Genomic DNA, 12,357 nt, shown 5'->3' with positions numbered 1-12,357 from the left:
CCGTGGCTGCTTTCGAATACATTGCCCTTACCGACTCGGGACGCAAGAATCGCGGAACCCTTGAGGCCGACAGCGCCAAGGCGGCGCGACAACAATTGCGTGCCCGTGGCCTGGTGCCGCTGGAGGTGGGTCCGGCTGCCGAATCCCATGGCGCCGGTGGGGCTTCACTGCTTTCCGGCAGCCCCGGGCTCAGCGTCAAGCACCTGGCCCTGTTGACCCGGCAGATCGCCACCCTGTTGCGGGCGGGGATACCGCTGGAGGAGACCCTCAGCGCCATTGCCAACCAGACCCGCAATGCCAAGATCCGGCGGATCGTTCTGGCGGTTCGGGGCAAAATTCTGGAGGGCCACAGCTTCGCCCAGGCCCTGGGCAGCTTTCCCCGCGCCTTTCCCAAGCTCTACCGGGCCACGGTAGAGGCGGGCGAACACTCGGGTCACCTGGATGAGGTGCTCGAGCGCCTCAGTGAATACGTCGAAAACCAGCAGAAATTCCGCCAGAAGGTGCAACTGGCCCTGATCTATCCGATGGTGCTGGTGCTGGTCTGCGTGCTGGTGGTGACGGGCCTGATGGTTTACGTGGTGCCGGATGTGATCGAGGTCTTTACCGGCACCGGCCAGGTGTTGCCACTGCCCACCCGGATACTGGTAGCCATCAGCGACTTCATCGCTGCCTGGGGCTGGCTGGTGCCACCGGTGCTTATCGCGCTGGCGTTTGGCGCCGTGATGATGCTGCGGCAGCCCGCTATCCGCTATCGCTTCCACCATCGATTGCTGGAGCTGCCGGTGATCGGCTGGCTGGTGCGCGGCGCACAGTGCGCCCGCTATGTGGGCACGCTGGCGATTCTTACCGGTAGCAGTGTGCCTCTGGTGCAGGCCATGGGCATCGCCAGTGGCGTGATGAGTAACGAGTTCCTCAAAGAGCGGCTGCAGGCGGCACAGAAGTCCGTGCGGGAGGGCGGCAGCCTGCGCAAGGCGCTGGAAGATGTGGAGTACTTTCCGCCGATGATGATTTACATGATTGCCAGTGGTGAGTCTTCCGGCAGCCTCGATGAGATGCTGGGCCGCGCTGCCGAATCCCAGGAGCAGGACCTGCAGAGCGCGGTTACCGCATTCGTGAGCCTGTTTGAGCCGGCGATGCTGTTGCTGATGGCGGCCATCGTGCTCTTTATCGTGATGGCGATCATGATGCCCATCATGAGCATGAATCAGATGGTGATTTGACCGGCTTTCACTGCCGGACTGACACCCGGGCGCGATACAGCGCGAACAAGAGAACCGTGACAGAGAGTGATGTTATGAAAAACCTTCGAAAAAATGGCGGCTTCACGCTAATCGAAATCATGGTGGTGATCGTGATTCTCGGGGTGCTGGGCGCGCTGGTGGTTCCCAATATCATGGGCCGCACCGGAGAGGCACGGATGAAAGCCGCAGTGGCTGATCTTCGCGCCATCGAAACCGCGCTGGATATGTACAGGATGGACAACTTTGTCTACCCGAGCACGGATCAGGGCCTGCAGGCGCTGGTGAACAAGCCGAGCGGGTTCCCGGAAGCCAAAAACTGGACGCAGCCCTACCTCAAGCGCGAGGCCAAGGATCCCTGGGGTAATGAGTACCAGTACATCAGCCCGGGGAGCGAGGGCCCCTACGACCTGTTCAGTCTCGGCGCCGATGGCAAGCCGGGCGGTGAGGGCGAGGCGGCCGACCTGTTCGCCTCCGAGCTCTGACAGATAGTCGATCCGGACCATGAGAGCTGTGCCGGGCCGCAACCGCGGCTTCACACTGATCGAGTTGCTGGTGGTGATCGTGATCATCGCGGTGCTCGCCGGTATGGCAGTGGTTTCACTCGGCGGAGCTGGTGGGCGTGCCTGGAGCGCGGAGGTCCAGCGCCTCGCCAATCTGTTGCAGCTGGTGGCGGACCGGGCCCTGATCGACAAGGCGCACTACGGTGTCGTGTTCGAGCCGGATAGTTACACTGTGGTGCGGTTTGATCCCCAGACCATGTCCTGGCAATCTCTCGACGAGCTGGGGCAGGCCAGCAGTGCCGCGCGCTTCATGTCACATCAATTGCCCGCCAACATCCGTCTTGAAGTCCTCAATGAGGCGGAACTCCCGCTATCTGACTCGGCCGAGTTCGCCGCAGATCGCGACGAAGGGGACCGGCCGACGCCCCAGTTCGTCTCGCTATCCAGCGGTGAGGTTTTACCCGCAGAGCTTGCTGTGATGCTGCTGGACGGTAATCGGGTTCAGCGGGAGGCGCGAATGGCCTACAGCAGCCTCTATGGTCTCGAGCTGGACTGGAGTGGCGGCGATGACTAGGCAGAGAGGCTTCACCCTGATTGAAGTGCTGGTGGCGCTGACCATTTTCGGCGTTATTGCCGCCAGCGTGCTCCGTACCATGCAGGAAAGTGTGCGCACCCAGGCCTTCTTGGAGGAGCGCCTCGCCGCCAGCTGGGTGGCCCAGCAGGTGCTGGCAGAAATTCGCGTTCGCTCCCCCTGGCCACCCCTGGGGGAAAAATCCGAACGGGTGATGCAGGGGCAGGGAGAATGGCTGGTGACAGCGAGTGTCGAGGATACCAATGAGCCCCGCCTGCGCCATATCACCATCGAGGTCATGCGCCCGGATGGGGAGAATCCCACCTACAGCCTCGATGCCTGGGCGGCACAGGAGCCGCAACCGTGAAGCGTCACAGTGGTTTCACGCTGATTGAGATGATGGTGGTACTGACCATTGTGTCGGTGATCAGTGTGGGCTCCTACGCCCTGATGGATACCCTCAACGGCACCGACCGCATGCTGACGGAACGTGCGGAGCAGATGCGCCGCCTGTCCATGACCATGTACCGGATTGAGGATGACCTGCGTCAACTCACCGCTCGACCCGTCAAGAATGCTTATAGCGGTTTCGAACCGGCCCTGCGAGGGGATGTGGACGAGCTCGAGTTCACCCGCCTGGGCGCAGCCAACCTGACGGGCGAGCCCCGTGGTGAATTGCTGCGCTTGAGCTACAGCCTCGGATTCGCAGAAGATAGCGATGAGGTGGAAGGCGGGTTGTTGCTTCGCAGTCGCTGGCGTGTGCTTGATCGTGCTCCGGATACTGAGCCGGTGCCAGAGCCGTTGTTGCTCGGGGTCCAGGTGCTCGGATTCCGTTATTACGAACCTGAGACCAAAGTCTGGCTGGCCGAGTGGCCGCCAGTGGAAAGCCGCAGTGTCGCCGGCACCGCCGAGACTCGACTCCCGGCTGCGGTGGAATTCACACTGCAGACAGCGGCCGGGGAAATCCGCCGGGTGTTCCCCCTGAATCGTTACGAAATGCTCGGTTCCTCTCTTTCTGACGGAGGTTCTGGCGGGGACGTCGGCCGTGAACCCGGTTCGGATACCGCGGAGGATCGCGAGGGCGAAGGCGGCGGCAGCGAACAAACAGGGGATTCGCAGTGACGGGCGGTAGAAGTCTGGGAGCTCTGAGAGCCCAGCGGGGAGTGGCCCTTATCACCGTACTGCTGGTGCTGGTGATCGCCGTCGCGGCCTTGACCCATACCATTACCCGCAACCGGATAGCGGTCACCCGCACCAGTGCACTGCTCGCCAACGCGCAGCTGGCAGAGTTTGTGGTTGGCGCAGAGGCCTGGGCGCGCATTGCGCTGGAGCGGGACTTCGAGCAGGACAAGGAGCTGCCCGTGTCAGCTGATACAGCGCTGGAATCCTGGTCGGTGCCCGCGCTTTCCTTTAATCCCGATAACGGCAAGATTCGCATTAATATCAAGGACTTAAATTCTTGTTTTAATGTAAATAATCTCGCTTCTGCCGGTCGGGAGTCGGAACAGAAGCAGATTTTTGAGCGGCTGGTGCGCAACCTAACCGGGAAGAGTGACCTGGCGCGGGCAATTCAGGACTGGGTGGATGACGGCGATACGCCCCTGGCCCCTGGCACGGAAGATGATGGGTACCTGGGGCGCGAGTGGGCGCACCGGACGCCTGACGCCCCGATTACCGATATCTCCGAGTTATCAGCGGTGACCGGAATGGAGCCGGAGGACTGGCGGGCGCTGCGCCCGTATCTTTGCGCGCTCCCGGAAACCGGTACCGCGATCAACGTCAATTTCGCGCCGGCGGAGCTGCTCTCCGCCATTGAGCCACAGGCTCGCGCGGCAGAGCTGGAGAGTTTCCGTGAAGCGGACGGGGTCTTCACGGAGAGAAGCCAGCTCGAGGCCTATGGATTGAACGGAGCTGGCGGGCTGGTGTTTCACAGCCGCTATTTTCTGGCACGGATTGCTGTGCAGTTGGGGGATCAGGGTGATCACCAGCAGTACTGGGAGTCGCTGTTGCAGCTGGACGAGCGCCGTGGACTAGTGCACGTAGTGCAGCGCCAGCGCCGCCCTTTCGCGATGGTGCAGATGGGTGAACTGTTGGGTGAGACAGCATCTGAGATCTCGCAAAAATCAAATGAAATCAATTAGTTATGAGTAATAATTCCAGCACAGTAAAAGCGCGCTCAAACACTGGTGCACAAACTTGCCTGCTGCGTCTGGTGGATGCAGCCGCCGACTCAGGGCTCCGCCTGCAGCAATGGTTGGACGGCCAGTGGCAGGAGTGCGCAGTGCCAGAGGCTATGGCAGTGGCCCTCTCGGGAGCCGGCTTTGCGGCAGGTGGGGCGGACAGTGAGCCGCCTGCAGAGCCCGTCGTGTCAGAGAGCGATAAGGTTGTTCTGCTGCTTCCGGGCCATTGGGTCTGGAGTGGCACCGAGGATATTCCCAAGGCTGCCAGGCGACAGTCCCGTGCTGTGGGTTACATGGTGGAAGAGCGCCTTGCCGGTGATGTCGAGAATTTGCACTTCGTCTGCCAGCATCGCAGTGGAGAGCGCTGCACAGTTTACGCTGTGGATCGCGAGCGCATGTCGGCTTTGCGCCAGGCATTCAATGCCACCGGGTGGTCCCCGCTGGCGGTCATACCGGAATATCAGTTGCTCGACCGCGGTGACGATATCGACAGGCTCTGGCTGGACGGAGAGCGCGCGCATCTCTGGCAGGGCCGGGGACTCGGGCTTTCGGTCCGTCGGCAGTATCTGAGACCGCTTCTCGACAGCCTGTCCGGCAATGCCAGCGGGGATTCAGCCGCTGCAGATGATGAGCACCCGAGGCATCGCCTGGAGGCACTTGGTGTCAGGGATGGCATGCTCGAAGCGGAACTGGAGACGCTCTTCGGTGACCGGCTTGAGCTCGGTGACGGGCAGCCCGAAGCCGAACTTCTGGCGCGGCTGAAACCTGCGCAGTTGGCAAACCTGCTAACGGGAGAATTCAAGCCGGACGAGCCGGTAGGCGAGCAGCACTGGTGGAGGATGCCCGCCAAAGTTGCGGTGGCCTGTTTTGTGCTGCAGCTGGCTTTTTTTATTGCGGCAGGAAGCTATTACCACTGGCGCGCGGCCAGTGTCGAGGCCGAAGCCCAGGCCATGTTCACCCAGTTGTTCCCCAATGATACGCCTCGCGCGGATATTCGCCGCCAGGTAGAGGGGTATCTCCGGCAGTCCTCGGGTAGCGCCGGAGGCTTTGCCAGTAAGATGCAGGAGCTCAGCCGGGTCTGGTTGCAGGCGCGGGGCGAGGGGCTGCGACTGCAATCCGTGCGCTTCGATGGCAACCGCGGGGATATGGTGCTGCAGCTGCAGGCCGAGAACCTGACTGATCTGGACAATATCGTCAGCCAGCTCTCCGCCGGGCAAGTTCGCGCCGAATTACTCGCTGCAAACGAGCTGGAAGAGGGCGTTTCCGGTCGAATCCGTCTCCGCTAACGGCGTGAGACTCCCTGAATAAAACGAAGTAATCGAACTATGAAGCCGCAGATTGAGCAACTAGAACAAAAGTGGAAGGCGCTGCCGGCCGGCGACCAGAAAGCGCTGGGCATCCTCGGTGTCTTCCTGGGCAGTCTCTTCGTCGTTTATGGTCTCTTTCTACCTGCCAAGCATTATTTCGACAATGCCCAGACTCGTGCGGAAGAGGCCAGTGAGCTGCTGGGCTGGATGGAAAGCCAGCGACCGGCACTGGCACAGATCGGTAGTCGTCGGGAGGCGCCCCGTGCGACAGGCACGTTGCTGCAAAGAGTGACCGCTGCTGCCGAACAAAGGAAGATCGCCATCAAGCGTTTTGAGCCTGAGGGGGACGGGCGTATTCGGCTCTGGATCGAGCGGGCCCGTTACCAGGATTTTCAGCCGTGGCTTAACGGCCTGCTACAGCAGGGGGTCAGTATCCACACCGTCAATATGGACGCGCTGGACGAGGAGGGCATGGTATCTGCCCGCCTGACTCTTGAAGGCTGATTGGAAGCCGATTGAGCCATTTTCGGTGCTTTCGATGGGGTGAATGCACTACTGTTCGGAGAAATCGGAGGGTTTAGTGCCGGGGCGGGCAGAGCAAGTGGATCAGTCGAACAATGGTCCGGGCAACGCGTTGAAATCAGAGCTGGAAGCTGGGCAGAAATTGCGCCAGAGAGCCCTATACTCAAAGTAACTTGAAGAAATGGGTGCCAACATGCTCTTTAAAGATACCGCCACCAATCATCTTGTCGAAGTCGCCGATATCGTCACTCTCTCCAACCCTTACGAGTTGACGGTGGTCGGCCGCTATCTCTGGGGTGAAGAGGTCCAGGATCCGGAGGTTTTTGACAAGACTCAACTCAGCTTTCTCTCCGGGGAGGCGCTGCCCCGTTGTTGGCACGATAGCCGCTATCGGGACCGTGAGGTGCGTCGGCTCCGCTGCGGCACCAAGGCAGCTGAAGACAGTGACTATTATCAGGGAGCTTGAAAAGCAGGCGGTTAAAGTAACGGGGCGGATTGTGCAGAGGTGCACCTCGGCTACTGCCTGTAGTGCTGTAGTAAGGGAAGCGTAATTGCGGGAGAGCAACGGCCGGGGCAGCCCGGGCTGGCGCTGTTCACCTCCTCATTATCCCTGTAAAATGCGCGCCAATTTTTAAGCGGTCTGTACCATGTCGTTTGAGCAGTTTGAAGAGTACTCTCTCTGGCTGGGTGTCGGGGGACTCATTCTTTTTATGGTCTTTATCGTCTGGAGTCTGGCGAAAGAGTCTGAAGCGGGCCGCTTTGGTACTTTTATTCTCTTTCTCGCGCTCGGCCTTGGGCTGCTTGGATTTGTTATCAAGACGGTCCTCGTCGAAGTGTTGGGAATCGGCTAGAGATCGAGGGCTGCCGGTCCGGAGCGACTCCGGCTGGCGGCGCCGGTTGGCCCGTTCGACGGCTCGGCAGCGGGCCTCTTGAGCGGCAGAGCTGCGGCAAATTGCATTCTGGGAAGGGATTCATGCCCATATTTGATCGTCCCGAGCTGAAGGTCCAGAAAGATCGTCGTGTCTGCCGGGTGACGGACACCCGCATCGCCAAGTACAGCCGCCGGGGTATGCTGCTCTCCCTGCTTGCGTTCGCGATCGCGATCGCGATTGGCGACTTGCGCATCGTGGCACCGCGACTGGCGCTGGTGCTGGGCATCGGGCTGGTGCTGTTCACGCTCCTGCGCGGTTACTATGTCTTTCGGTTCGGCGCTCTCTACGCAACCGGTCCACATCGATGGCGCCGCCGGTATTTCCTGGCTTCCACCATCGGCGCTGCATGGTGGGGACTGATCCTCCTGTGCCACGTGTGGCTGGTGGGCTTCGCACCGGTGACACATTTCCTGTGGCTCTATACGGTCATTTTCTGTTCCAGCATCACCTCTGTCTTTTCTCCCTATTATCGCTTCCTGGGCTGGTTCATTGGTGCCTCCCTGCTGCCGGCAGCTACCAAGGCGTTTCTGTCCGGTGACGTCCTCGGTGCTGTGTACGGTTTCCTGACCTTTGCCTTTGTCTGGCTGACTGCCTATCAGGGGCGGCGCGACTCCGAGAATTACTGGGATCGAATCTCGGCCATGCAGGACCTGCAGACCCGCGCCAGCAACCTGGCCGCGGCGCGCAAGCATTCAGAGGCTGCCGTAGAGCTCACCAATGAATTCGTGGCCAATATCGGGCAGGAATTTCGCAGCCAGCTCTCGGACTCTCTTGGTGCCCTGGCGCTACTGGAGGCTGAGCCCCTGTCAGAACGACAGCGGGAGTGGGTGCAATTGGCCAAGAACGCCGGCAGCCAGCAACTCAAACTGGTGGACAATGTTGGCCTGTTTACCCGGGTCGCCCGCAAGGATATCCGCCTGCGTCACGGTTCCTTCAACCTGGTCAAGACGATCGAAAAGTCGTTCAAGTTTGCGGCCAGGGCTGCCCACCGGCAGCGCCTGGAATTCAATTTCCAGATCGACGACAACCTCCCGGTGATGGCGATCGGTGACAATCGCAAGACCTCACAGCTGATTCGCAATCTGGTGGATTCGGCCACTGCCATTGCCCAGGTCGGCGAACTCTGGGGGCAGGTGAGCTTCCGCCCGATTGCCCACGGGGAGGGGCAGCTGACCATCAGTCTCGTCGATGACGGCCGCGGCGAGATCCTGCCCGATGAAAGCGAGCTTTTTGGTGCCTTCTCACGCCTGGATACCACCCAGGTCACCACCGGTCTCGGACTCTCGATTGCCAAGGGCCTGGCGGAAGCGATGGGCGGCTACTTGCAGCTGCATTCCTCGCCGGATGGCAATCGCTATCACGCGGAAATCAAGCTGGAAATGGAGCCCAACCAGCGGGTGTACCTCACTCCCGACCGGAGGCTGCAGGATTGCGAGGTGCTGGTGCTCCACCAGAAGGGCCTGTTCGTGGCAGGACTGGTGCAGGTCCTCCGCTCGTTCGGCATGGAAGTCGCCTGTCTCAAGTGGCTCCCGGACAGCCCCCGGGAGGAGGAGGGGACTGTCGTTCGCGCCATTGAGCGACGCCAGCTGGTTTTGCTGGCACCGGCGATGGGGGACGAAACCCTGCTGTCAGACATCACCAGCATCTTTAGCGGTGAGGGCGTTGAGCCGGAAGGGTGCCCGTTGATCTGCCTCGGTGGCTACGGCCACAAGCCGGACTTTACGCCACTGATGCAGGCGGTGCCGGGTGCCATGTATCTCGCTCGGCCGGTTACCCGCAAGGAGCTGCACGACGCCCTGATCAGCCGCCTGTTCGGGGGTGCCCGCAAGGCCAGCCGCCGAATTGTTTCCAGCAGTGGTGTCTCCCCCCGTCAACGCAACCTGCTGTTGATCGAGGAGTCCCGGCAGCACCAGGGGGTGACCGAGGAAATGCTCCAGGCACTGGGATACCGGGTGGACGTTGCCGCCTCCGTGGAGGGCGCCCTGGAACGCATGCCGGAGGGGCAGTACGACATGATTCTCGTCGATTGCCAGCAGAATACGGAGCACAGCGCAGAAATCATCGAAAGCCTCCGGCACTGGGAATCTGAGCATACCCCTGAGGATCGCCTGCCTATCGTTGCGCTCACCAGCACGACGGAGGAGCAGTTCGAGGGCCGCTGCCTGGCAGCGGGAATGGACGACTTCCTGACCAAGCCCCTGGCGAAGGACCCACTTCGCGAAACCCTCGAACGGTGGCTCGGGGACGAGTGAGCTTCAGTTGACGCTGAGTGGTCCCCGGCTGCTGCGCCGGGGCAGCCCCAGTGAGAGCAGCGCCGCCAGGGCCAGGAAAAGGGCTGAGATCCACAGGCAGGCCGAGAGGCCGGAAACCTGGAATAACCACCCCGACAGTAGTGTCCCCGCGAGCCGGCCGGCAGCATTGGCCATATAGTAGAAGCCTACATCCATCGAGACGCCATCCTGCCGGGCAAACTGCACGATCAGGTAGCTGTGCAGCCCTGAATTCACCGCAAATACCCCGCCGAACAGCAGCAGTCCTGCGATGATCGTCAGCTGCGGCGACAGATCCGTGGCCAGCAGCAGTGCGATTGCCGCGGGGATGGTGCTCAGTCCCGCCGCCCAGCGAAAGGCTGAGCGCCCGTCGGGAACCCTGCCGGTCAGCCGCGGGGCCTGGGACTGAATGACCCCGTAGCCGATCACCCAAAGGGCGAGAAAGCCGCCCACCTGCCAGTGGTCCCAACCGAATTGGCTGCTCAGGTAGACGGGCAGGGCCACCACAAACCACACATCCCGCGCGGCAAACAGGAAAACCCGGGCTGCCGCGAGCAGGTTGATGGCGCGGCTCTTGGAGAAAAGATCGCGAAACTTCTGTTTTTGGCGAGTCCGTCCCAGGTCCCGCTTCAATAGCACGAGGCTCGCCAGCCACACCAGGGCGAGCGCCAGCGCCATGGCAAACACCGCCCCCTGAAAACCCAGCGTGGCCAGCAGCAGACCGCCGAGAAAGAATCCAAACCCTTTGAGAGCGTTTTTGGAACCTGTAAGCACGGCCACCCAATGATACAGGCGTCCCGGCTGGTCGGCGGGCACCAGTAGCTTGATAGAGCTTTTGGCGCTCATCTTGTTGAGATCCTTGGCGATGCCGGACAGTGCCTGTGCCAGCATTACCCAGGGCACTGAGAGCAGGCTGTCAGGAACCATCAGCATCGCCAGCGCCACGACCTGGAGGCCGAGCCCGATGTTCATGGTGCGGTTCAGGCCGATCAGGGCGCCGAGCCAGCCTCCCAGCAAATTTGTCACTACACCAAATGCTTCATAGAAGACAAACAGCAGGGCGATCTGCAGCGGGCTGTAGCCAAGCTGGTGAAAATACAGCACCACCAGCATACGCAGGGCGCCATCGGTCAGGGTGAAAGCCCAGTAGTTGGCGGTAACCACCAGGTACTGGCGGAGCTCGGGGGAGAGGGTTGCTAGCATCGGTTGTTAACGGAGTTCAGAATGCTGGTAATGGCGTTATGCGCCCGATCCGGGCGTTCAAATCTTGTTGGGATTGACGATTGGCAGCTCTCAGGAGCTGCCGACCCGTTGCGCCAGTTCGATGGTTCGATTGGCATAGCCCCACTCGTTGTCGTACCAGGCGTAGAGTTTCACCTGGGTGCCGTTGACCACCATGGTGGAGAGGGCATCGATAATGCTCGAGCGGGGGTCCGTGCGGTAATCGATACTGACCAGCGGGCGCTCTTCGTAACCAAGGATGCCCTTCAGGTCACCCTGTGCGGCTTCACGCAGCATCGCATTGACCGCCTCGGCAGTGGTTTCCTTTTCCACCTCGAAAACGCAGTCGGTCAGTGAGGCATTTGCCAGTGGTACCCGCACCGCATGGCCATTCAGCCGCCCCTTGAGCTCGGGAAAGATCTCGGTGATGGCGGTGGCGCTGCCGGTGGTGGTGGGGATCAGGCTCATTCCGCAGGCCCTGGCACGGCGAAGGTCCTTGTGGGGTGCATCCAGGATGACCTGGGTGTTGGTAATGTCGTGGATCGTCGTCATGGAGCCGTGGCGGATGCCCAGCTGCCCGTGCAGGACCTTGACCACCGGAGCCAGGCAGTTGGTGGTGCAGGACGCGGCAGTCACAATCTTGTGTTGTTCCGGCTGGTAGAGATGGTCGTTGACCCCCAGGACGATATTGAGCACCTCCGGATCCTTTACCGGTGCGGTTACAACCACGCGTCTCACGCCCTGCTGCAGGTACTCTTCAAGCAGTGGCCGTTCCCGCATCCTGCCTGAAGCCTCGATAACCAGGTCACAATGGGACCAGTCTGTTTCATCGATGCCCTTGTTTTGCGTGCATCCAATCCGGTGCCTGCCCACGGTGATGGTTTCACCCTCTGCTGTGGCTTCGTGCGGACAGCGCCCATGCACAGAGTCAAAATTGAGCAAGTGGGCGAGGGTAGTGGCATCGGCGGCCGGGTCGTTGATCTGGACAAACTCCAGCTCCGGGTGGTCGATGCCGGCCCGGAGCGCCAGGCGACCGATGCGTCCAAAGCCATTGATGCCAATTTTGATTGCCATGTGTTCCTCTCTGGTCAAACAGGTTAGTTGTCTCTAAGACTAGTGCCGGGTATCTGGAATTATCAGGCGCTGCAATGGCGCATCCTTTTGGGACGGGAACCCATGGCCGCAAGCCTCTTTTGATCCTGTGCAAGACAATCGGGGTTGGACTTCAGGGTTGTCGCCAGGATTTCCCATGCCCAGGCGTCCACATCGCGGCCGATACGATAGAAAACCCATTTACCCCGTCTTTCGTCCTCGAGTAACCCGGCCTGGCGAAGCAGGCCGAGGTGCCGGGAGATCTTGGGCTGGCTTTCCCCTGTGGCCGCGGTCAGTTCACAGACGCAAAGCTCGTCCTCGGCTGCGATGAGCAACAGGATCCTCAGGCGGGTCTCTTCACCCAAGTGTTTGTAGAGCTGGATGGCTTCCATCGGTTGGTCTGGAGTTGCGAAGTCAGCAATGGCAATCATATATACCTGCCCATATATATGGAAGGGCAGATATGACTGAGTTGGCTGTACCTTTATAACAGGCTCTGGGTGCCCGCGCAGTAAGTCTCA

Annotated in this window: 14 protein-coding genes; 11 read left to right on the top strand and 3 right to left on the bottom strand. The window is 60.8% G+C overall.

The features are described from left to right. Positions 1-2 precede the first annotated feature (2 nt). The 11 genes from gspF to AWR36_RS03955 all read left to right on the top strand — a co-directional run bounded on the left by gspF (position 3) and on the right by AWR36_RS03955 (position 9,505). On the top strand, positions 3-1,220 hold the full coding sequence (gene gspF, locus AWR36_RS04005; protein ID WP_067081321.1) for a type II secretion system inner membrane protein GspF: 1,218 nt from the start codon (positions 3-5) through the stop codon (positions 1,218-1,220). Positions 1,221-1,294: 74 nt separating this feature from the next. Beyond that, on the top strand, positions 1,295-1,723 hold the full coding sequence (gene gspG, locus AWR36_RS04000; RefSeq protein WP_067081319.1) for a type II secretion system major pseudopilin GspG: 429 nt from the start codon (positions 1,295-1,297) through the stop codon (positions 1,721-1,723). A gap of 19 nt (positions 1,724-1,742) precedes the next feature. After that, a complete protein-coding gene (gene gspH, locus AWR36_RS03995; protein WP_067081317.1) occupies positions 1,743-2,315 on the top strand; it encodes a type II secretion system minor pseudopilin GspH in 573 nt (190 codons plus the stop codon). After that, positions 2,308-2,679 carry a type II secretion system minor pseudopilin GspI gene (gspI, locus tag AWR36_RS03990; protein ID WP_231745238.1) on the top strand — a complete coding sequence of 124 codons (372 nt, stop codon included), beginning with the start codon at positions 2,308-2,310 and terminating at the stop codon, positions 2,677-2,679. The genes gspH and gspI overlap by 8 nt, the downstream gene beginning before the upstream one ends. Beyond that, positions 2,676-3,434, top strand: a complete 759-nt coding sequence (gspJ, locus tag AWR36_RS03985; RefSeq protein WP_067104462.1) for a type II secretion system minor pseudopilin GspJ — start codon at positions 2,676-2,678, stop codon at positions 3,432-3,434. Before gspI ends, gspJ begins: the two co-directional genes overlap by 4 nt. A gap of 41 nt (positions 3,435-3,475) precedes the next feature. Further along, positions 3,476-4,453, top strand: a complete 978-nt coding sequence (gspK, locus tag AWR36_RS03980) for a type II secretion system minor pseudopilin GspK (protein WP_231745237.1) — start codon at positions 3,476-3,478, stop codon at positions 4,451-4,453. A gap of 2 nt (positions 4,454-4,455) precedes the next feature. Further along, positions 4,456-5,778 carry a type II secretion system protein GspL gene (gene gspL, locus AWR36_RS03975; RefSeq protein ID WP_067081313.1) on the top strand — a complete coding sequence of 441 codons (1,323 nt, stop codon included), beginning with the start codon at positions 4,456-4,458 and terminating at the stop codon, positions 5,776-5,778. 39 nt (positions 5,779-5,817) lie between these two features. Continuing rightward, a complete protein-coding gene (gspM, locus tag AWR36_RS03970; protein ID WP_067081309.1) occupies positions 5,818-6,303 on the top strand; it encodes a type II secretion system protein GspM in 486 nt (161 codons plus the stop codon). Between the two features lie 211 nt (positions 6,304-6,514). Next, positions 6,515-6,787, top strand: a complete 273-nt coding sequence (locus tag AWR36_RS03965) for an acetyltransferase (protein WP_067081907.1) — start codon at positions 6,515-6,517, stop codon at positions 6,785-6,787. Between the two features lie 181 nt (positions 6,788-6,968). Next, positions 6,969-7,172: a DUF2788 domain-containing protein gene (locus AWR36_RS03960; RefSeq protein ID WP_067081306.1), complete on the top strand. Its 204-nt coding sequence runs from the start codon at positions 6,969-6,971 to the stop codon at positions 7,170-7,172. A gap of 122 nt (positions 7,173-7,294) precedes the next feature. After that, entirely contained in the window at positions 7,295-9,505 is a 2,211-nt protein-coding gene (locus AWR36_RS03955) for a hybrid sensor histidine kinase/response regulator (protein WP_067081303.1), read from the top strand. A 3-nt stretch (positions 9,506-9,508) separates the two neighbouring features. Here the strand turns inward: AWR36_RS03955 and arsJ are convergent, their stop codons facing one another. The 3 genes from arsJ to AWR36_RS03940 form a co-directional block, all read right to left on the bottom strand. After that, the gene (gene arsJ, locus AWR36_RS03950; protein ID WP_067081300.1) at positions 9,509-10,726 is read right to left on the bottom strand and encodes an organoarsenical effux MFS transporter ArsJ; all 1,218 of its coding nucleotides are present in this window, start codon (positions 10,724-10,726) and stop codon (positions 9,509-9,511) included. Positions 10,727-10,816: 90 nt separating this feature from the next. Beyond that, a complete protein-coding gene (locus tag AWR36_RS03945) occupies positions 10,817-11,818 on the bottom strand; it encodes an ArsJ-associated glyceraldehyde-3-phosphate dehydrogenase (protein ID WP_067081297.1) in 1,002 nt (333 codons plus the stop codon). A gap of 62 nt (positions 11,819-11,880) precedes the next feature. Further along, positions 11,881-12,267 (bottom strand): metalloregulator ArsR/SmtB family transcription factor, encoded by a 387-nt coding sequence (locus tag AWR36_RS03940; protein WP_231745236.1) that lies wholly within the window; start codon positions 12,265-12,267, stop codon positions 11,881-11,883. Positions 12,268-12,357: the final 90 nt, after the last annotated feature.

It is taken from the genome of Microbulbifer flavimaris (genome assembly GCF_001641755.2).
GTDB lineage: Bacteria > Pseudomonadota > Gammaproteobacteria > Pseudomonadales > Cellvibrionaceae > Microbulbifer > Microbulbifer flavimaris.
This window is presented reverse-complemented; position numbering and strand designations above follow the sequence as displayed.

What these genes read in the sequence shown, in the direction of transcription:
- AWR36_RS03945 (WP_067081297.1), bottom strand. Translation starts at nt 11,818, where the DNA reads ATGGCAATCAAAATTGGCATCAATGGCTTTGGACGCATCGGTCGCCTG.
- gspG (WP_067081319.1), top strand. Translation starts at nt 1,295, where the DNA reads ATGAAAAACCTTCGAAAAAATGGCGGCTTCACGCTAATCGAAATCATG.
- gspI (WP_231745238.1), top strand. Translation starts at nt 2,308, where the DNA reads ATGACTAGGCAGAGAGGCTTCACCCTGATTGAAGTGCTGGTGGCGCTG.
- gspM (WP_067081309.1), top strand. Translation starts at nt 5,818, where the DNA reads ATGAAGCCGCAGATTGAGCAACTAGAACAAAAGTGGAAGGCGCTGCCG.
- AWR36_RS03965 (WP_067081907.1), top strand. Translation starts at nt 6,515, where the DNA reads ATGCTCTTTAAAGATACCGCCACCAATCATCTTGTCGAAGTCGCCGAT.
- AWR36_RS03960 (WP_067081306.1), top strand. Translation starts at nt 6,969, where the DNA reads ATGTCGTTTGAGCAGTTTGAAGAGTACTCTCTCTGGCTGGGTGTCGGG.
- gspH (WP_067081317.1), top strand. Translation starts at nt 1,743, where the DNA reads ATGAGAGCTGTGCCGGGCCGCAACCGCGGCTTCACACTGATCGAGTTG.
- AWR36_RS03955 (WP_067081303.1), top strand. Translation starts at nt 7,295, where the DNA reads ATGCCCATATTTGATCGTCCCGAGCTGAAGGTCCAGAAAGATCGTCGT.
- gspL (WP_067081313.1), top strand. Translation starts at nt 4,456, where the DNA reads ATGAGTAATAATTCCAGCACAGTAAAAGCGCGCTCAAACACTGGTGCA.
- arsJ (WP_067081300.1), bottom strand. Translation starts at nt 10,726, where the DNA reads ATGCTAGCAACCCTCTCCCCCGAGCTCCGCCAGTACCTGGTGGTTACC.
- AWR36_RS03940 (WP_231745236.1), bottom strand. Translation starts at nt 12,267, where the DNA reads ATGATTGCCATTGCTGACTTCGCAACTCCAGACCAACCGATGGAAGCC.